Source organism: Bifidobacterium minimum (assembly GCF_000741645.1).
GTDB lineage: Bacteria > Actinomycetota > Actinomycetes > Actinomycetales > Bifidobacteriaceae > Bifidobacterium > Bifidobacterium minimum.
On sequence record NZ_JGZD01000007.1, the window covers coordinates 97,289 to 114,966 of the forward strand.

General features: G+C 60.3%; 15 protein-coding genes and 1 tRNA gene. 13 read left to right on the forward strand and 3 right to left on the reverse strand.

All coding sequences use genetic code 11. The features are described 5' to 3' along the window. The first annotated feature begins 164 nt into the window (after positions 1-164). Positions 165-797 carry an NUDIX hydrolase gene (locus BMIN_RS02600; RefSeq protein WP_026647519.1) on the forward strand — a complete coding sequence of 211 codons (633 nt, stop codon included), beginning with the start codon at positions 165-167 and terminating at the stop codon, positions 795-797. 114 nt (positions 798-911) lie between these two features. Beyond that, on the forward strand, positions 912-3,035 hold the full coding sequence (gene glgX, locus BMIN_RS02605) for a glycogen debranching protein GlgX (RefSeq protein ID WP_026647520.1): 2,124 nt from the start codon (positions 912-914) through the stop codon (positions 3,033-3,035). Between the two features lie 55 nt (positions 3,036-3,090). Here the strand turns inward: glgX and BMIN_RS02610 are convergent, their stop codons facing one another. Together BMIN_RS02610 and BMIN_RS02615 are read right to left on the reverse strand one after the other, a co-directional pair. Then, on the reverse strand, positions 3,091-4,284 hold the full coding sequence (locus tag BMIN_RS02610; RefSeq protein ID WP_022861394.1) for an ABC transporter permease: 1,194 nt from the start codon (positions 4,282-4,284) through the stop codon (positions 3,091-3,093). A 162-nt stretch (positions 4,285-4,446) separates the two neighbouring features. After that, the gene (locus BMIN_RS02615) at positions 4,447-4,920 is read right to left on the reverse strand and encodes a DUF4186 domain-containing protein (protein ID WP_033395576.1); all 474 of its coding nucleotides are present in this window, start codon (positions 4,918-4,920) and stop codon (positions 4,447-4,449) included. Positions 4,921-5,084: 164 nt separating this feature from the next. Here BMIN_RS02615 and BMIN_RS02620 point away from each other — a divergent pair. The 10 genes from BMIN_RS02620 to BMIN_RS02665 all read left to right on the forward strand — a co-directional run bounded on the left by BMIN_RS02620 (position 5,085) and on the right by BMIN_RS02665 (position 16,726). Then, positions 5,085-5,158, forward strand: a tRNA-Pro gene (locus BMIN_RS02620). Positions 5,159-5,459: 301 nt separating this feature from the next. Continuing rightward, on the forward strand, positions 5,460-7,097 hold the full coding sequence (locus BMIN_RS02625) for a type I restriction-modification system subunit M (RefSeq protein ID WP_081648025.1): 1,638 nt from the start codon (positions 5,460-5,462) through the stop codon (positions 7,095-7,097). Beyond that, positions 7,084-8,088 carry a virulence RhuM family protein/type II toxin-antitoxin system death-on-curing family toxin gene (locus tag BMIN_RS02630; protein WP_022861397.1) on the forward strand — a complete coding sequence of 335 codons (1,005 nt, stop codon included), beginning with the start codon at positions 7,084-7,086 and terminating at the stop codon, positions 8,086-8,088. The genes BMIN_RS02625 and BMIN_RS02630 overlap by 14 nt, the downstream gene beginning before the upstream one ends. Beyond that, on the forward strand, positions 8,085-9,299 hold the full coding sequence (locus BMIN_RS02635; RefSeq protein WP_022861398.1) for a restriction endonuclease subunit S: 1,215 nt from the start codon (positions 8,085-8,087) through the stop codon (positions 9,297-9,299). Before BMIN_RS02630 ends, BMIN_RS02635 begins: the two co-directional genes overlap by 4 nt. Next, positions 9,296-12,418, forward strand: coding sequence for a type I restriction endonuclease subunit R (locus BMIN_RS02640; protein WP_022861399.1), 3,123 nt, complete (start codon positions 9,296-9,298; stop codon positions 12,416-12,418). The genes BMIN_RS02635 and BMIN_RS02640 overlap by 4 nt, the downstream gene beginning before the upstream one ends. Positions 12,419-12,543: 125 nt before the next feature. Next, positions 12,544-13,854, forward strand: coding sequence for a nuclease-related domain-containing protein (locus BMIN_RS08000; RefSeq protein ID WP_022861400.1), 1,311 nt, complete (start codon positions 12,544-12,546; stop codon positions 13,852-13,854). 374 nt (positions 13,855-14,228) lie between these two features. Continuing rightward, the gene (locus BMIN_RS02650) at positions 14,229-14,756 is read left to right on the forward strand and encodes an FMN-binding protein (RefSeq protein ID WP_022861401.1); all 528 of its coding nucleotides are present in this window, start codon (positions 14,229-14,231) and stop codon (positions 14,754-14,756) included. Positions 14,757-14,761: 5 nt separating this feature from the next. After that, entirely contained in the window at positions 14,762-15,397 is a 636-nt protein-coding gene (locus BMIN_RS08005; RefSeq protein WP_022861402.1) for an FAD:protein FMN transferase, read from the forward strand. Continuing rightward, positions 15,387-15,815 (forward strand): hypothetical protein, encoded by a 429-nt coding sequence (locus BMIN_RS02660; protein WP_034886246.1) that lies wholly within the window; start codon positions 15,387-15,389, stop codon positions 15,813-15,815. Before BMIN_RS08005 ends, BMIN_RS02660 begins: the two co-directional genes overlap by 11 nt. Then, positions 15,770-16,726 (forward strand): ferric reductase-like transmembrane domain-containing protein, encoded by a 957-nt coding sequence (locus BMIN_RS02665; RefSeq protein ID WP_156097297.1) that lies wholly within the window; start codon positions 15,770-15,772, stop codon positions 16,724-16,726. Before BMIN_RS02660 ends, BMIN_RS02665 begins: the two co-directional genes overlap by 46 nt. A gap of 213 nt (positions 16,727-16,939) precedes the next feature. Here BMIN_RS02665 and BMIN_RS02670 read toward each other — a convergent pair whose 3' ends face one another. Continuing rightward, positions 16,940-17,248 carry a GIY-YIG nuclease family protein gene (locus tag BMIN_RS02670; protein ID WP_193345790.1) on the reverse strand — a complete coding sequence of 103 codons (309 nt, stop codon included), beginning with the start codon at positions 17,246-17,248 and terminating at the stop codon, positions 16,940-16,942. A 51-nt stretch (positions 17,249-17,299) separates the two neighbouring features. On the opposite strand from BMIN_RS02670, the gene BMIN_RS08705 reads away from it, so the two are divergent. Then, on the forward strand, positions 17,300-17,635 hold the full coding sequence (locus tag BMIN_RS08705; RefSeq protein WP_162138761.1) for a MoaF-related domain-containing protein: 336 nt from the start codon (positions 17,300-17,302) through the stop codon (positions 17,633-17,635). Positions 17,636-17,678 lie beyond the last annotated feature (43 nt).

Below are 17,678 nucleotides of genomic sequence, written 5' to 3' on the forward strand. Positions count from 1 at the left end.
GCGGTTTGCGGGAACGCGGGGACGGGAGAAACGGAGAAATGATGGCTGATCATCGTCATGGCATCGGATGCGGAGACGCGAACGGCACAATGGACGGCACTGCGAATGGCACCGTGAAGGGGACGACGGCATCGGCGGTGCCGACGGACGCGCGGATTGCGGGTATGCGCGTCGATAGGATTCCCGCGGAGGTCTCCAGACGTTTGACCGAGTCCTCCGATGGAGTTGATATGGACGCCGAACCGAGAATCGCCGGCAGCGAGACCGTCTATTCGGGGCCCATCTTCGACATCCAGAACGTGATCATCGATCTCCCGACGACGTCGGGGGGAGCGGATCGCATCCAGCGCCAGCTCATCCATCATGCGCCCTGCGTGGTCATGCTGGTGCATGACGTCGAGCGCGACCTCTATCTGCTTGAACGCGAGTACCGGATAGGGTCGCATGGATTCGTGCCGGGACTGCCGGCGGGTCTTATCGATCCGGGCGAGGACGTGGAGCATGCGGCCATGCGCGAGCTTGCCGAGGAGACCGGCGTGGTGGTCGAAGGTCCGGATGACGTGCGCATCGAACGCGTGGAGGACTGCTACTCGTCCGAGGGCATGACCGACGAGCTAGCGCATATCATGATCGTGCGTCTGCGGCGATTCACGATGAAGCCGCGCCATTTCGACGACAGCGAGCATGTGGAGTCCGCATGGGTGACGTGGCGGGAGCTGATGGACTCGCATGTCGCGGCGTCGAACTCGACGATTGCCATACTTCATGAGCGTCTGAGGCGCGAGAGGCGGCGATAGCGTTCCGGGCGATGGCGTCCATTAGGTGGAGGTTGTCGGATGGTTCACCGTCAGTCGCTCCACGACGACACCAATCGTGAGATACTTGTTCGCATGCAGATCAGACCTGGATCCATGTTTCCTCTTGGGGCGAGCTACGATGGCGCGGGTGTGAACTTCGCACTGTTCTCACAGGTGGCCGAACGGGTGGAGTTGTGTCTTTTCGATGATTCCAATCACGAGACGCGCATCGAGATGACCGAGCAGAACTCCTACGTGTGGCACAACTACATTCCGGGAATCCAACCCGGGCAGCTTTACGGATATCGCGTCCACGGACCGTACGATCCGGCGAGAGGCCTGCGCTGCAACCCCCACAAGCTGCTTCTCGACCCCTACGCCAAGGCCATCGAAGGCAACATCGACGGCGATGAGAGCCTGTACTCGTACTGGTTCGAAAGCCCCGACGACCTCACGGCGATGAACACGCTGGACTCCACCGAGCACACCATGAAGGCCGCCGTCATCAACCCCTACTTCGATTGGGGAAGCGACCAGCATCCGTTCATCCCGTACCACGATTCGGTCATCTACGAAGCGCACGTGCGGGGGATGACCAATCTCGATCCCCATGTGCCGCCCGACCTTCGCGGCACCTACGCGGGACTCTCCCATCCCACCGTCATCGAGTATCTCAAGAAGCTCGGCGTTACGGCCATCGAACTCATGCCGATACATCAGTTCGTCAACGACGCCTTCCTGCAGGAGAAGGGACTGAGCAACTACTGGGGATACAACACCATCGGATTCTTCGCCCCGCATAACGCCTACTCGAGCTCCGGACAGCGGGGCGAGCAGGTCAACGAGTTCAAGGCCATGGTCAAGGCATACCATCGCGCCGGCATGGAGGTCATCCTCGATGTGGTCTACAACCACACCGCCGAGGGCAACGACAAGGGGCCGACGCTGAGCTTCCGCGGAATCGACAACAAGTCGTACTACCGTCTGGTCGATGGGGACGAACAGCACTATTTCGACACCACGGGCACGGGCAATTCCCTTCTTATGCGCTCGCCGCACGCACTGCAGCTGATCACCGACAGCCTGCGCTACTGGGTGACGGAGATGCATGTGGATGGCTTCCGGTTCGATCTCGCCGCCACATTGGCGCGGCAGTTCCAGGAGGTGGACAAGCTGTCCGCGTTCTTCGACATCGTCGAGCAGGATCCGGTGATCTCACGCGTCAAGCTCATCGCCGAGCCCTGGGACCTGGGCTCCGGAGGCTACCAGGTGGGCGGCTTCCCGTCGAGCTGGTCGGAGTGGAACGGACGGTACCGCGACTGCGTGCGCGACTTCTGGCGTTCGCAGCCGTCCACGCTGCCCGAATTCGCGAGCAGGCTGATGGGCAGCTCGGACCTGTACCAGCAGAACGGGCGTCGTCCCGTGGCGTCGGTGAACTTCATCACCTCCCACGACGGCTTCACCATGAACGATCTGGTGAGCTACAACGAGAAGCACAATGAGGCGAACGGCGAGGGCAACCGCGACGGGGAGAGCAACAACCGTTCATGGAACTGCGGTGTCGAAGGCCCGACGTCCGACCCCGACGTCAACGAGCTGCGACGGCGTCAGATGCGCAACCTGTTCGCCACCCTTCTGGTGAGCCAGGGGATTCCCATGATCTGCGGGGGTGATGAGGTCGCCCGCACCCAGCAGGGCAACAACAACGCCTACTGCCAGGACAACGAGATCTCCTGGACGAATTGGGAGATGGACGACTCCAGGCAGGAGCTGCTGGACTTCGTCTCGAAGATGATCCATCTGAGGCTGGAGCATCCGGTTCTTCACCGACGGCGCTTCTTCACCGGGCGCGACGCCGAGGACGACGGGTCGGACAGGATTCCGCAGGTCGAATGGTTCGATCATGACGGTTCGATCATGGATATGGACGACTGGCAGAACACCCATGCGTTCACCGTGATGATCTTCCTCAACGGCGCGGACATCCCCGAGGTCGACTGGTACGGCAATCGCATGGTTGACAACGACTTCATCCTCATATTCAACGCGCATTACGAACCCATCATGTTCACGCTTCCCGACGAACGATACGGCACGAAATGGCAGCTCGTCGTCGACACCCATAACCCCGAGGGGCCGGAGTTGAGCTATGAGGCGGGGTTCGCCATCACCGCGCAGCCGCGCAGTTTCCTGCTGCTCAAAAGCGCGACCAAGCCCGTGGTTCCCATCGAATACTGACCGGTCGAATAACTGACCGGAGGCGCCGGCACTTCCCGTCCGGCACCTCCCGTTCTCAGCGTTGCGTGGCCAGTCTGGAACCGGTGTCGGCGTCGGGATCCGTCCGCTTCTCATCATGGCCGGCGGCGGGGATGACCATCGCGTTCCCCTCGACTACCATGTTCTGGATGTGGCGCATCCTGCTTTCCACACGGTCGGCCTCGATGGCCGCGACCTGACGGGTGAAGACCATGAACCACGCCATGAATAGCAGCCCCGCGACGCCCTCGACGTTGGTGAGGGTGTTGCCGCCGGCGAGCCATAGTCCTCCCGCCACGCAGCATACGACGATGATCGCGTCCGACATCACGTACATGGCCCGTGAGAACTGCGGAGCCACCCATGGCAGTCCCACGAGAAGCACGCCCATCACGCAGGGGAGACCGCGCGCGAACACGTTGTGCAGGATGGGATGGGGCGTGTACCGGAAGGCCCCGATGCCGATGAAGGCGATGCCGGACAGGATGAGGAGCACCCCGAGGATGATCGTTCGCGTGCGGAAATGTTTGGCCTCCACATCGGTGGCGCGGCCGTTGTCCGTGAGATGCAGCCTGTGCAGCCGTTCGGTGGTGATGAGCTCCGACAGCGCGAAGTACGTGATGATGATGACGCAGACCCCGGCGAGCATAAGGGTCGAGTTGAACATGCGCGCCGCGAAGGTGGTGCGGTCTCCCAGCTGGGAGAAATTGTTGCCGGACCAATACGGGTCGTCGCTGGTCAGACCCGCGGTGGTCACGCCTGCGACGACGAACAGGGGGAGGAGTCCGGACAGCGTCTTGGCGTCCATCAGCGTCGCCTGAACGAAGGTAAAATAGCCGGCGATGCCTGCGAACGCGGCGCACAGACCGGAAAGATAGTCGTTGGTCGTGCGGCCGAGCAGTTCGTTCATCATTCCGAGCATCATGAAGGACGCGAGGAACAGCGTCGAGGCGTAGACGGTCGACAGGGCGGCGATCTCGATCACGCGGCGGATGGGGGTGAGCCAGCCGAACCGCAGATTCCATGAGCGTGACTGGCGTGCGTAGCCGATGGCGAACGAGAGCGTTCCGCAGGCGGCGATGATGGCCGAGCAGATCAGATACAGCCGTTGACTCACCTGCCAGATGGCCGGGGCGAATGCAAGGAAGACCGTCATCCCCGCGTATCCGACGCCCGCGCAGATGAGGCTGGACACCAGTCCCGCGGTTTCGGCTCGCTGATGTCGTCCCATATGCTACCTCCCGCGGTCTCGCGGCCATTGTAGCGATGTCATGAGATATGGGGGTTGCGGAGGGGGAGTGCGGGGAGCGACTGGATCTATCTGTCTAGCTGTCTATTTATCTATATATAGAAATTCACTTATATATGGAAATTCATCAATAGCGGTATGCGTTCAGAAGAGGGTGGGATTGAGATCGGGGCTGGTCGGCGATCGTCCTGATCGCTTGCGCCCTGATTGCGCGGACCGCGCATCCGGTTGTTCCGAGGACGCCTGCATCTGGATGTCGATCCATGCCATCACAAGGTCCGCCAGACGTGAGATCTCCTGATCGGTCAGCTCCCGACCCTGAGGGATTCCGTGCCATTTCGCTATGCAGCCCCGGCAGCAGGTCGCAGTGGCATGCTGGGCGGTGAAAACGGGATGACCACGCCACGGCGTCTGCCTGCCGTTCTTGACGGGATGCGCGTCCCCGACGCGCGAGCGAAGAAGCTCGCGGGCATGACGGGAGATGACGTCGCGCCCCTTGCCGTCGGCATATGAGCGATCGTGGGTGTTGAGGACGAACCTGGCGCGGAAATCGGAATGGGAGAGCCGGTCGAGCGTGTCATCGATCCATCGAGATTCCGGATCGTCGCTCTGGGACATGGCCGACACCTCCACCGTTGGCACCTCTCCACCGTTGACATCTCTGCCGTCGGCGGCATAGCCACCGGCGTGGCGCCTGAGTGCTGTTGACGCCTTCACGCGGCATTGTAGGCGTGTGAGGGGACGGTTGCGGGTATGATGGACAACCGTGCCCCGAGGGGCATCGGGCCGTAGCGCAGCTTGGTAGCGCGCCTGCTTTGGGAGCAGGACGTCGCGGGTTCAAATCCCGCCGGCCCGACCGCCGGCGCTGTGCTCGGATCATTGGCTTGGAATGGCTGGGTTCGGTCGTGTCGCTTGGACGTCGTTGTGGCTGTGGATCGTGCTATCCGCAAACTGACGTTGGTATGCGTATGGGGTCCATATGGTCGCGTGAGGGATCTCTTGTGATGCCGGTCAATTCATGACATTTTCAAGAATGCTCTTGAAGGTGGGATAATGTCTTCGGACCGCGGTAACTGGTGCTTCTATGGAGACGCCGATAACCGCGATCCGGTCAGACTCGATGATGATGCAACTATTTGCGGGGAGAAGATACGCGTATGCCACCAGCAACCAAGGAGGGTCAGCGCGCGGAGCTGCATCGGATGATCTGGAGGATCGCCAATGATCTTCGTGGTTCGGTGGATGGATGGGATTTCAAGTCGTATGTGCTTGGTCTTCTCTTCTACCGGTATATCAGCGAGAACCTCACGTCGTACATCAACCGCGGCGAGCATGAGGCCGGCAACCCCGGTTTCGACTACGCGGCCATCAGCGATGAGCAGGCGGAGATCGGGCGCGGGGACACGGTCCAGGAGAAGGGGTTCTACATCCTGCCCAGCGAGCTGTTCGTCAACGTGCGCGCCCGGGCGGCGAAGGACGTGAACCTCAACGAGACGCTGGAGCGGGTGTTCAAGGACATCGAGGGATCCGCGGTCGGTACGCCCAGCGAGGACGACATGAAGGGCCTGTTCGACGACATCGACGTCAACAGCAACAAGCTCGGGGCCACGGTCGCCAAACGCAACGAGAAGCTCGTCGGTCTTCTCGACGCCATCGGGGGCCTGAGGCTCGGCGATGCCGGTGACGCGGTCATCGACACGTTCGGCGACGCCTACGAGTACCTCATGACCATGTACGCCTCCCAGGCGGGCAAGTCCGGGGGCGAGTTCTTCACCCCGCAGGAGGTCTCGGAGCTGCTAGCGCGTATCACGGTGGTGGGCAAGACCGAGGTGAACAAGGTCTACGATCCCGCCTGCGGGTCGGGGTCTTTGCTGTTGAAGTTCGCGAAGGTCCTGGGCAGGGACAACGTGCGGCAGGGTTTCTTCGGTCAGGAGATCAACCTGACTACCTACAACCTGGCGCGCATCAACATGTTCCTGCACGACATCAACTACGAGAAGTTCGACATCGCCCTCGGGGACACCCTGTTGGAGCCGAAGCATTGGGACGACGAGCCGTTCGAGGCGATCGTCTCCAACCCGCCCTACTCGATCCACTGGGAGGGCAAGGATAATTCGCTGCTCATCAACGACAAGAGGTTCGCGCCCGCCGGGGTGCTGGCTCCCAAGTCGAAGGCGGACCTCGCGTTCACCATGCACATTCTGTCCTGGCTTTCGGAGGATGGTACCGCCGCCATCGTCGAGTTCCCAGGCGTGCTCTACCGGGGTGGCGCGGAGCGCAAGATCCGTCAATACCTGGTGGACAACAACTTCATCGACGCGGTCATCCAGCTGCCGCCCGACCTGTTCTTCGGAACGACCATCGCCACCTGCGTCATCGTGCTGAAGAAGTCGAAGAGGGACAATGCGATCCTGTTCATCGACGCTTCCGACCAGTTCGAGCGCTCCGGCAACAAGAACCGCCTCACCGACGAGAACCGGGAGTATATCCTCGGCTGGTTCATCGAACGTGAGGACGTGGAATACCGTGCCAAGCTCGTGTCCAACGAGCGGATAGGCGAGAACGAGTACAACATCGCCGTCTCCAGCTACGTGCGTCCCAAGGACACCCGGGAGAGGGTCGACATCCACCAGCTCAACGCGGACATCGCCGGAATCGTCAAACGAGAGCAAGAGCTCCGGACGCAGATCGACGCCATTGTCGCGGACCTAGAATCCGACGAGAGCCCACGTATTGCGGAATCGGACGCATCCAACGGCATGAAGAGCAAGGTGGATGATCATGCCATCCGATGAAGCCCACGGTGAGCCCGACTTCGAGAGCCGAGAGGTCTCCGTCGGCGAGGATGCGGGGCGGGTCGTCCTGTATCGTTCCGGCAACGGTCGCGTCAGCCTGCAGGTGCGGACCAGTGGCGATACCGTCTGGCTGACTCGTCGGCAGATGGCCGAGCTTTTCGACCGTGACGTGAAGACGATCGGCAAGCATATCGCCAACGCCAGGCGGGAGGAGCTCGCCGATGTTCCAGTTGTCGCAAAATTTGCGACAACTGCCGCGGACGGAAAGACCTATCAGGTCGAGCATTATTCGCTGGACATGGTGCTGTCGGTCGGCTACAGGGTGAAGTCCGCCGAGGGCGTGAAGTTCCGCCAGTGGGCGAACGACGTCCTGAAGCGCTATCTGATCGAGGGAGTCGCCATCAACCGGCGCAGGCTCGACGGCATCGGCAAGGTCGTGCGTATCCTCTCCCGGTCGACGGACCCGCTGGTCGCCGGCGCGGCGGACGTCCTTTCGACGTATCTGCCCAGCCTGAGGCTGCTGCGGGATTATGACGCGGGCTCGATCAGTGCCTCGCCCAAGGCCACGCCGCGCTGGACCCTGACGGTCGGGGAGGCGCGCGAAGTGATTGCCGGGCTCCGGTCGGCCTTCCCCGAGGACGATCTTCTGGGCAACGAGCGCGGGGGTGGTCTCGAGGCGGTTATCGGCGCCATCTACCAGAGCTTCGGCGGCCATGACTTGTATTCCACCGTCGAGGAGAAGGCCGCGAACCTGCTGTACCTGACCGTCAAGGACCATCCGCTCGCCGACGGGAACAAACGGACCGCCGCGGCGCTGTTCGTGACGTTCCTCGACCGCAACGGCATGTTGAAGGATGAGCGAGGCGATCCCCGCATCAGCAGCAACGCGCTCGCCGCTCTGTCGTTGATGGTCTCCATGAGCAATCCCAAGGAGAAGGACGTCATGATCGCACTTATTACCCGAATGGTGACGGGCGAGGCGCACGCATGAGCAGAATAGACAATCTTATTCAGGAACTGTGCCCGGATGGGGTTGAGTTTCGTACCATTAGCGAGGTTGCGCAAGTTAGTACGGGTAATAGCGATCGTAAGGATGCCACTCCTGATGGGAAATACCCATTTTATGTCCGCTCAAAATCTATTCAGCGCTCAGACACCTATGAGTTCGATGAGACTGCCATTGTGATTCCTGGCGAGGGCGGAATTGGCGACATTTTTCATTACGTTGAAGGGAAATACGCTCTACATCAACGTGCTTATAGGATTCATTTCATTAATCAACACATATCAACCAAATTCGCTTATTACTATTTTTCTGTAAAATTCAAAGAGTTCATACTTAAGAAGGCAGTGAGCGCCACAGTCATTTCGATACGAAAGCCGATGATAGAAAGTTTCCGTGTTCCTGTTCCTCCGCTTGCGGTGCAGGAGGAGATCGTGCGGATTCTGGATTCGTTCACTTCGCTGGAGGCGGAGCTGGAGGCGGAGCTGGAAGCACGGAGGAAGCAGTACGAGTACTACCGCAATAAGTTGCTTAGTGCAGACGGTCAGGGCGATAGCAGAGTAGACGATCTGATCCAGAAATTGTGTCCGGATGGGGTGGATTACAAGTCTGTCATTGAACTATTTGATCTTCGCAATGGTTACACACCATCAAAATCCAACCCTGCATATTGGAATGGCAGAGGCACCATTCCGTGGTTCAGGATGGAAGATATTCGTGCTAATGGAGGGGTTCTTAATCATGCGTTACAACAGATTCCCGAGATTGCTGTAAAAGGTGGGAAACTGTTCCCAGCTAATTCGCTATTAGTAGCAACATCTGCGACGATAGGTGAGCATGCATTAGTTACGGTGCCCCACCTTTCGAATCAAAGATTCACATCCCTAGCCCTTAAACCTCGATACCAACATATGATCGATATGAAATATATGTATTACTACGGGTTCATTCTCGATGACTGGTGTAGGAATAATGTAACGACCTCGAGCTTTGCATCCGTAGATATGGCAGGTTTCAAACATTTTCGTGTTCCCATTCCAGCGCTTCCTGTGCAGGAGGAGATCGTGCGGATTCTGGACAAGTTTAATTCCCTGGTATCTGATCTTTCGTCCGGTCTGCCTGCTGAGATTGCGGCTCGTCGTCAGCAGTATGAGTTTTATCGTGATCGGTTGTTGTCGTTTAAGGAGCTTGGGGTATGAGCGAGGCTAGGGCGTTGAGGTACGACCCGATCGCCGTGTCGGCGGAGAGCACGGTGGTGTCGGAGTATGTGCCTGACGCTTCCGGCGAGGAATCGTATCAGTCTGAGGCTGAACTGGAGGACTCGCTGATCAAGCTGCTTGAGTCGCAGGCGTATGAGTATCTGCCGCTTCATACGGAGTCCGATCTGGTGGATAACCTGCGTGCCCAGCTCGAGGCGTTGAACCATATGACGTTCACGGATGGGGAGTGGCAGCGGTTCTTCACGCACAGCATCGCCGACAGGAACGATGGCATTGTCGAGAAGACGGTGCGCATCCAGGAGGATTCGGTCCAGGTGCTGCGTCGTGATGACGGCAGCACGAAGAACGTCATGCTCATCGACAAGGCGAATGTCCACAACAACAGCCTGCAGGTCGTCAACCAGTATGAGGTGCCGGGGAGACCGGATGGTGGTCCGGCGAAGTATTCGAATCGGTATGACGTGACGATTCTGGTGAACGGACTGCCCCTGGTGCATGTGGAGTTGAAGCGTCGTGGAGTGGATTTGCGTGAGGCGTTCAACCAGATCGACCGCTATCAGCGGGACTCGTTCTGGGCGGGCAGCGGCCTGTTCGAGTACGTGCAGTTGTTCGTGATCAGCAACGGGACGCTGACGAAATACTATTCGAACACGACGCGACGCCAGCACATTGTTGAGGCGAGGCAGCAGAGTAGGTCGACGAGGCGGCAGACGTCGAACAGCTTCGAGTTCACCAGCTGGTGGGCCGACGCGAACAACAAGCCCATCATGGATCTGCGGGCTTTTACGAAGACGTTCCTCGCGAAGCACACGCTGCTGAACATCCTGACCCGGTACTGCGTGCTGACGGCTGACCGGATGCTGCTGGTGATGCGGCCGTATCAGATCGTCGCCACGGAACGCATCCTGCAGCGGATCCTGGTCTCGTCGAACTACCATCAGCTGGGCACGGTGAAGGCCGGCGGCTATGTCTGGCACACCACCGGTTCAGGCAAGACCCTGACGAGTTTCAAGACCGCGCAGCTGGCCACCCGGATGGATGGCGTGGACAAGGTGCTGTTCGTCGTGGACCGCAAGGACCTCGACTATCAGACGATGCGCGAGTACGACCGCTTCCAGAAGGGCGCCGCCAACTCCAACACGTCCACGAGGGTGTTGAAGCGGCAGTTGGGGGATCCGGGCGCGCGGATCATCATCACCACGATCCAGAAGCTTTCCCTGTTTGTTCAGGCGAACCCGCAGCACCCGGTGTATTCGCAGCATGTGGTGATCATCTTCGACGAATGCCATCGTTCCCAGTTCGGCGACATGCACACGCTGATCACCAAATCATTCAAGCGCTACAACCTGTTCGGATTCACCGGCACGCCGATCTTCTCGGCGAACGCCGGTGCCGGCGGGAACCCCCGGCTCAGGACCACCGAGCAGGCGTTCGGCGACCGGCTGCACACGTACACGATCGTCGACGCGATCCGCGACAGGAACGTGCTGCCGTTCCGCATCGACTACGTCAACAGCGTGCAGGTGGGCGCGGTGCAGGATGCCCAGGTGTCGGCCATCGACACGGAGAAGGCGCTGCTGGACAATCGGCGTCTCTATCAGATCGTCAAATACACGCTGGAGCATTTCGACCAGAAGACCCGCAGAGCCAGCAGCTACGAGCATGCGCTGGTGACGAACGTGGCCGACGTGGTGAAGTCTCGTCGCTCCGGGCATGACGCGGTCGCGGAGGTCAGGCGGACGCAGCGGGCGCATGGGTTCAACGCCCTGTTCGCCACGGCGTCCATCCAGGCGGCGAAGCGCTACTACATTCAGTTCCAGCATCAGCAGGCCGATCTGCCGCCGGACCGGCGTTTGAAGATCGGGCTGATCTACTCGTACGCTCCCAACACGCAGTCGCAGGAGGGAATCCTCGACGAGGAGGACTTCGACCCGAACGCCCTGCACGGTGACGACCGGGACTTCCTTGAGGATGTGATCCAGGACTACAACGAGATGTTCGGCACGAGCTACGACACGAGCGCGGACAGGTTCCAGAACTACTACAAGGATCTCTCGCTGCGCCTGAAGAACCGGCAGATCGACCTGGTGATCGTGGTCAACATGTTCCTCACCGGCTTCGACGCGACCACGTTGAACACGCTGTTCGTGGACAAGAACCTGAGATTGCATGGCCTGATCCAGGCGTTCAGCCGGACGAACCGGATCCTCAACTCGGTCAAGACGTACGGCAACATCGTCTCCTTCCGCAACCTGGAGAAAGAGACCAACGAAGCATTGGAGCTTTTCGGCAACAAGGACGCCAAGGGCATCGTGCTGCTCAAACCTTACAACGACTACTACCAGGAGTATGCGAAGAAAGTTCATGAGCTGGTCAGTTCGTATCCGGCCGGCGAGCGGATCGTGGGCGAAAGCCAGCAGAAGGCGTTCATCGCCCTGTTCGGCACGATCCTGAGGCTGCAGAACATCCTCAGTTCCTTCGACGAGTACACGGGACACGAGATCCTCTCGGAACGCGACGGCCAGGACTACCGCAGCATGTACCTCGACCTGTATGCCGAGTTCCGGAAGACCGGGAACGGGGACAAGGAAAGCATCAACGATGACGTGACCTTCGAGATCGAGCTCGTCAAGCAGGTCGAGATCAACGTCGACTACATCCTCATGCTCGTCGAGAGATACCGGCAGGAGCACGGCAACGGCGAGGACAGGGAGATCCGCGCCGAGATCAGCCGGGCGGTGGACGCCAGCCCCACATTGCGCGACAAGAAGGACCTCATCGAGACCTTCGTCGACACGATATCCCTGACCAACCCGGTCGACCGGGAATGGCAGCGGTTCATCGCCGCCAGGCGTGAGCAGGAGCTTCACGCCATCATCGACGAGGAACACCTCAAACCCGAACCCGCCGAGCGGTTCATCAGCAACGCGTTCCGCGACGGCGCCCTGCAGACCAGCGGCACCGCCATCACCACCATCCTGCCACCCGTCTCGCGCTTCACTGCCCATGGAGGGCATACGGAGAAGAAGCAACGCGTCATCGACAAACTGAACGCGTTCTTCAGGAGATTCACCGGACTGGGTGCAGGGGAGAGCTGACAGGGCCATCGGCGGGACCACGAGGAAGATGAAAGCCGAGGCTTCCCCGAGCCCTCCGGGTATAATATCCCCCGATGCACGGAGAATGGGGCGACGGGCATGGGAACCGATGGAGGCTAATCGGAATGGGATTGATGGATGCGCTGCGTGGCACATCGGTGGAGGGACCGATCGTCGTCCGCGACGGCGACGGCGCGCAGCAGGATCTTGATGCCTTGGAACGACTTCGTGGGGAGGCGGCCGGGGACGTACGTGATGCCATCGACAGGCAGATCCACCTGATCGAAGCGGGAATCGACGGCGAGAAGCGGATACTCTTTGAGCTGACGAACAGCCACGTTCCCATGCTTATCCTGCATGATCTGAACCTCAAGTATGACGGGCTTGACGCGCAGATCGACTTTCTCGTCATCACCGCATGCCATCAGTTCGTCATCGAATGCAAGAACCTCTTCGGCGACATCGAGATCACGTCCGATGGTGACTTCATTCGCACCGTACGATACGGTCGGCGCTTCTCCCGGGAGGGCATATATTCCCCCATCACCCAGAACCGTCGGCATCTCGACCTCATTCGCAGCCTTAGGCGAGAGACGAAGAACGCCCTGTTGAAGCCCCTTTTCGACAGGAGCTTCGCAGACAACTACAGGTCCGTCGTCGTGCTGGCGAATCCGCGAACCGTTCTCCATGCCCGATACGCGCGCAAGGAGGTCCGGCGCCAGGTCATCCGTGCCGACCATCTCGTGGATCTCATCCGACGGATGGATGGCGAACCGGATTCCGTCAGATCGAGCGGCAAGGAGATGCGGGAGCTCGCCGACTTCTTCGTCCAGGCCTGCGTCGAATCGCCGACGGACCACGTCGCCCGTTTTCGCCGCCTCGTGGAGGCGCAGGCCAATGAGCGAACCGGGACGGAGCAGAAGGACGAGTCCGACTCCTCGGTCTCCCGAATTCCCGTCCTGGATGTTTCCGTGGCGTCGCCGGCTGCGTCGGATGATGCGTCCGATGACGACGGGGAGTCGGATGGGGCTTCGCCGCATGCCCCCGAAAGCGCGAAGGATTCGTCGTCCGTACCGCCGCATCCCGTGCACGCGGTGGCGTCGGCGATGATGCCGGCATCGGGGACCCGAGATGAAGACGGTCCGAAGAACCCGGAGAGTCCGGAGGATTCGCGCGATCACGGGAGTCCAGAGAGTCTGGAAGTTCTCCGACGCTCCGGGAGTCGGGGGAGCTCTGATGATCCCGCATCATCGGATGCGTCGTCCTCGGCGCAGGGCGATGCGTATCAGGATGCCGTCGTCTGTCCTCGATGCGGTGCACCCATGGTCCGACGCCGCGTCAAGCACGGCCCCAATGTCGGATCGGAGTTCTACGGCTGCTCGCGATTCCCGCATTGTCATGCGATAGTCGCGATTGATGCAGGGCAGCGGACATGAGCGTGCAATTCCCGTGTCCCCACCGGTTCGTAGTCGGTGGGAATACCGGAGGCAACAGCGTCCGGTGCATTCGTGTCAGGACGCTGAGTCGATGGCGGTTTTCAACCGTGGGTGAAAGCCCTGCCGTCCTTTATGCTCCTTCGTGTGGTTCATCTTGTGACTCACCTGCGGCCGTGATTCCCGCATGTTCATTAGCCCGGCGGGGCATAGTAGGGACCGTGATCGGGAATCGTTCAGGCGGCTTTCCGCAGACGTTCACCGAGCGTTGCGGAATCGTCCAGCATGAACCTCGATGATCGCATCACGTGGCGGATGATCCGCTGTGAGTGTTCGATACAGACTGTTCGATACGGACAGCGTTCCAGGAGGATGGCATGAACAGAATCGGGAGGGTCTCAGTTGTGGTCGCGTCCATGGCTGCACTGGGGCTTGACGTGGCGGCGCTCGTGTTCATCCCGCAGATGAGGATACAGCAGAGCCGCGCGCTTCTGGCGCAGGCCACGACGGCGGCCGCGGCCTCATCCGGTTCGGCGTCGGCATCCTCGTCGTCCGCGCCTTCCTCTTCCTCGTCTTCTTCTTCATCCGGATCCTCGTCGTCCTCGTCCTCGACGGGGTTGCAGGACGGAACATACACCGGGTCGACCACGGTGACCAGTCGAGGAGACGTGCAGGTGCGCATCACCGTGTCCGGAGGATCGATCACGGCAGTCGACGCGCTGCAGTACCCGCAGGAGAATCCGACCGCCGTGTCGATCAACGGACAGGCGATCCCCATATACATTAAGGAGGCTTTGGCCGCGCAAAGCTCCGAGATCCAGCTGGTCAGCGGCGCGACCGAAACGTACAGCGGGTTCACCGGCTCTCTGCAGAGCGCCATTCTCCAAGCAAAAGCGAAAGGATAGACGCCATGCAGGCGCGGACACTCAATGTGATGAATCTGCCGTTCACCGTCCTTGTGGACACGCCCCGCGACGGAACGGTGGTCGAACTCGCTTCGGATGGAGTCGAGAACGTACTCAACGACATAGACCAACGCTTTTCCCCGTTCCGCCCCGATTCCCTCGTCTGCCGATATCGTGCGGGGGACAGGTCGATGCTTGATGATGATGACTTCACCGAGGTCTATAGCCGTTCGATTCTGGCGCGGACGGAAACCGACGGCTTGTTCGATCCCTTCTTCCGCGGAGGCTACGATCCCACGGGACTAGTCAAGGGATGGGCCGTCGAAAGGGCCTTCGGCATCGCTCTGGCCCCGCTGATCACGCAGGGGAGCATCGCCGCGGCGGCCATCGACGCCGACGTCTGGGCCACCGCGCTCCTTGCGGCGCCGCTGCGTGATGTCGACCGTCTGGTGGGCGAGCACGAACTCACGGCCTTCCTCGTCCTCGGGCCGGAGCGCTTCCTCGTGTACTCCAACGGCCGAAGAACCAAGCCCGTGGAGCATGACGGAGAGGTCGTTGCACAGCGGTCCGCGGCGGCAAGGAATCCGCCGATGACAAGGAATCCCACGATAAGCGCAGGGAGGTTCTGCGATGAACGATAGACGGTCCTTCTCCGCCATAACCCTCGTCTGGCTCGTGGTTCTACTCATCCTCCCGGCGCCGATGATGCTCACGTTGTCCCTCGGTCTTCCCGTCATCCATCTCGGGAATATCCCATCCATGCAGATGGGCGTCGTCGCCTATACGTGGATGCTGGCGGCGGTGCTGCTGTCCACTCGTCCGCGGTGGCTTGACCGTCACGTCGGACTGCCGCACATCTACGTCATCCATGGCGTGATAGGTCTTCTGGCCGTCGTCGCCGCGCTGGCGCACGACCTGTTCTCATCGTCCACCGGGCTCGTGAAGCAGACGGGGACGCTGGCGCTGATCCTCCTCATATCCCTCGCCTGCTGGTCGATCGTGTTCATGTCGGGATGGCTGACGTCGCGCATACCACTGCTGGCGCGCATCAGAGCCTGATGGAGCGCGTGGCCCACCACGAGCTGTCCGTGTGGCTCCACCGGCTCAACCTCCTCGCGGTTCTTCTGGTGTTCGTCCACGTGCAGCTCATCGACTACGTGTCGTCCATCCGCTGGTTCATGGTGGTGTTCGACGGCATGACCATCCTGACCCTGCTGCTGTATGTTCTCGGCAAGGCCCGTATGCGTAGGCAGGCGCTGCGTGGGCGTCTCGTCGCCCATCGCATGATCGCGCCGCGCGTCCATGAGCTGACCGTCCGTGTCGAGGTCCCCGCCACGATGACATGGGAGGCAGGGGACTTCGCCTTCATCCGATTCCCCGGAATCAGGGGTATGCGCGAGTATCATCCGTTCTCCATCGTCAACGCGCCGTCGTGGGACGAGAAGCCGACCGACGGCGGCGACATGGCTGACCGTCCGTCGCCGCGCGGAGGCACGAGGATAGCGCTCTGGACCTTCGCCATTCGTGAGGACGGCGACTTCACGCGCGGGCTGCGGTCCGTCGTCGTCGGCAGCGAGGTCGGCCTTCTTCCACCCTTCGGCAGAATCCAGCGTTTTCTTGAGGAGCATTCCGGAGCGCCCATCGTGATAGTCTCCGGCGGAATCGGCGTCACGCCGATGATAGCCGTGGCCGAACGCTTCGCCCGTCGCATGGCCGCCGTCGTGTACACGGCGAAACGTGGGGAACTGCTGTCCTATAGCGAGCGTCTTCAACGTCTGAGTCAGCGCTATGACCGCCCCGTGATCGTACAGGAAGGCAGACTGAGCCGCAGGCAGATGGAGGACGTCGTGATCCCCGGGGCCGTGTATCTCATCGCCGGCCCCGACAGGATGCGGAGGACATGGGCGCGCTTCCTGAAGGGTCGCGGGGTCCCGTCCGCGCGGATGTACGACGAGCCCTTCTCCTGGTGATGGCGTCGGAGAGGACCCATCGCTGATTGATGGGATGCCTGATGGGATGTCGTGTTTGCAGACTGCTGGGTGTGCGGACGGCGATGGCGGGTTCATGCGGACGGGGCATGAACCGGTTTTCGCGACGAAGTCGCAGGGGCCGGATGGCCGCGGGCGATAACTGGTTGGATGACTTCAGTCGGTTAATGTCTGGAGTGTCCGGCCGGTGTCTGATCAGTTGTCGTTGTATCCGAATTCTCGACTGGTGAGAGCATCCTTCCACCATTTCTCTCTCGAAAGGATTTTCTCATCCGGTTCACGCTGATTGTAATTTTCAAGAAGCGTGTATTGAAAATACTCCCGCACATAGTCTTCCCCCTTCTCATCCACAAGTTTGCGCAACTCGACGTCGCCCCCATGAAGAGTTTTCACGTAGTCCGTCCACCGCTTAAGAAGCATCCCCTTATCGGCCGTCGCTGACCCCACATACAGCTTTCCTGTTGCCGTGTCGGTGATAACGTACACGCCCTTCTGGCTGTTCAAAGCGTTAAACCAGTCATTGAGGTGGCGATTGATTAGGAAAGAGGCAATGATATGAGTGACGTCAGCAACAGCTACGAGATGGTCGGCAACGCCTATCTGTTCGACTTCGGGGAGGGGGCGAAGTACGAGCTGCGCTTCCTCTCCGACTCCAAACTCGATGTGACCGTCGTCGAGGACGCGAACTATCCGGCGGGAACGCTCAACCACTTCGACATCGAGATCACCCCGATCCGAGATCGTGTCTTCATGGTCACATGGATCGAGGAGGATGCGGGCAACACGGTCACCCACGTGGAGGATTTCGCCGATGCCGTGGTCTGGACGAACATCACGGATATCGCGTCCAAGGGGTTCTGGCGCCTGAAGGGTTCCATCATCCCCCGATGAGGGGATGGACGATGGCGGTACGGGTGAGTGATGTTCCGCTCGT

Coding starts and splice junctions, on each gene's coding strand:
- BMIN_RS02600 (WP_026647519.1), top strand. CDS start 165: ATGCGCGTCGATAGGATTCCCGCGGAGGTCTCCAGACGTTTGACCGAG.
- glgX (WP_026647520.1), top strand. CDS start 912: ATGTTTCCTCTTGGGGCGAGCTACGATGGCGCGGGTGTGAACTTCGCA.
- BMIN_RS02610 (WP_022861394.1), bottom strand. CDS start 4,284: ATGGGACGACATCAGCGAGCCGAAACCGCGGGACTGGTGTCCAGCCTC.
- BMIN_RS02615 (WP_033395576.1), bottom strand. CDS start 4,920: ATGTCCCAGAGCGACGATCCGGAATCTCGATGGATCGATGACACGCTC.
- BMIN_RS02625 (WP_081648025.1), top strand. CDS start 5,460: ATGCCACCAGCAACCAAGGAGGGTCAGCGCGCGGAGCTGCATCGGATG.
- BMIN_RS02630 (WP_022861397.1), top strand. CDS start 7,084: ATGCCATCCGATGAAGCCCACGGTGAGCCCGACTTCGAGAGCCGAGAG.
- BMIN_RS02635 (WP_022861398.1), top strand. CDS start 8,085: ATGAGCAGAATAGACAATCTTATTCAGGAACTGTGCCCGGATGGGGTT.
- BMIN_RS02640 (WP_022861399.1), top strand. CDS start 9,296: ATGAGCGAGGCTAGGGCGTTGAGGTACGACCCGATCGCCGTGTCGGCG.
- BMIN_RS08000 (WP_022861400.1), top strand. CDS start 12,544: ATGGGATTGATGGATGCGCTGCGTGGCACATCGGTGGAGGGACCGATC.
- BMIN_RS02650 (WP_022861401.1), top strand. CDS start 14,229: ATGAACAGAATCGGGAGGGTCTCAGTTGTGGTCGCGTCCATGGCTGCA.
- BMIN_RS08005 (WP_022861402.1), top strand. CDS start 14,762: ATGCAGGCGCGGACACTCAATGTGATGAATCTGCCGTTCACCGTCCTT.
- BMIN_RS02660 (WP_034886246.1), top strand. CDS start 15,387: ATGAACGATAGACGGTCCTTCTCCGCCATAACCCTCGTCTGGCTCGTG.
- BMIN_RS02665 (WP_156097297.1), top strand. CDS start 15,770: ATGGCTGACGTCGCGCATACCACTGCTGGCGCGCATCAGAGCCTGATG.
- BMIN_RS08705 (WP_162138761.1), top strand. CDS start 17,300: ATGAGTGACGTCAGCAACAGCTACGAGATGGTCGGCAACGCCTATCTG.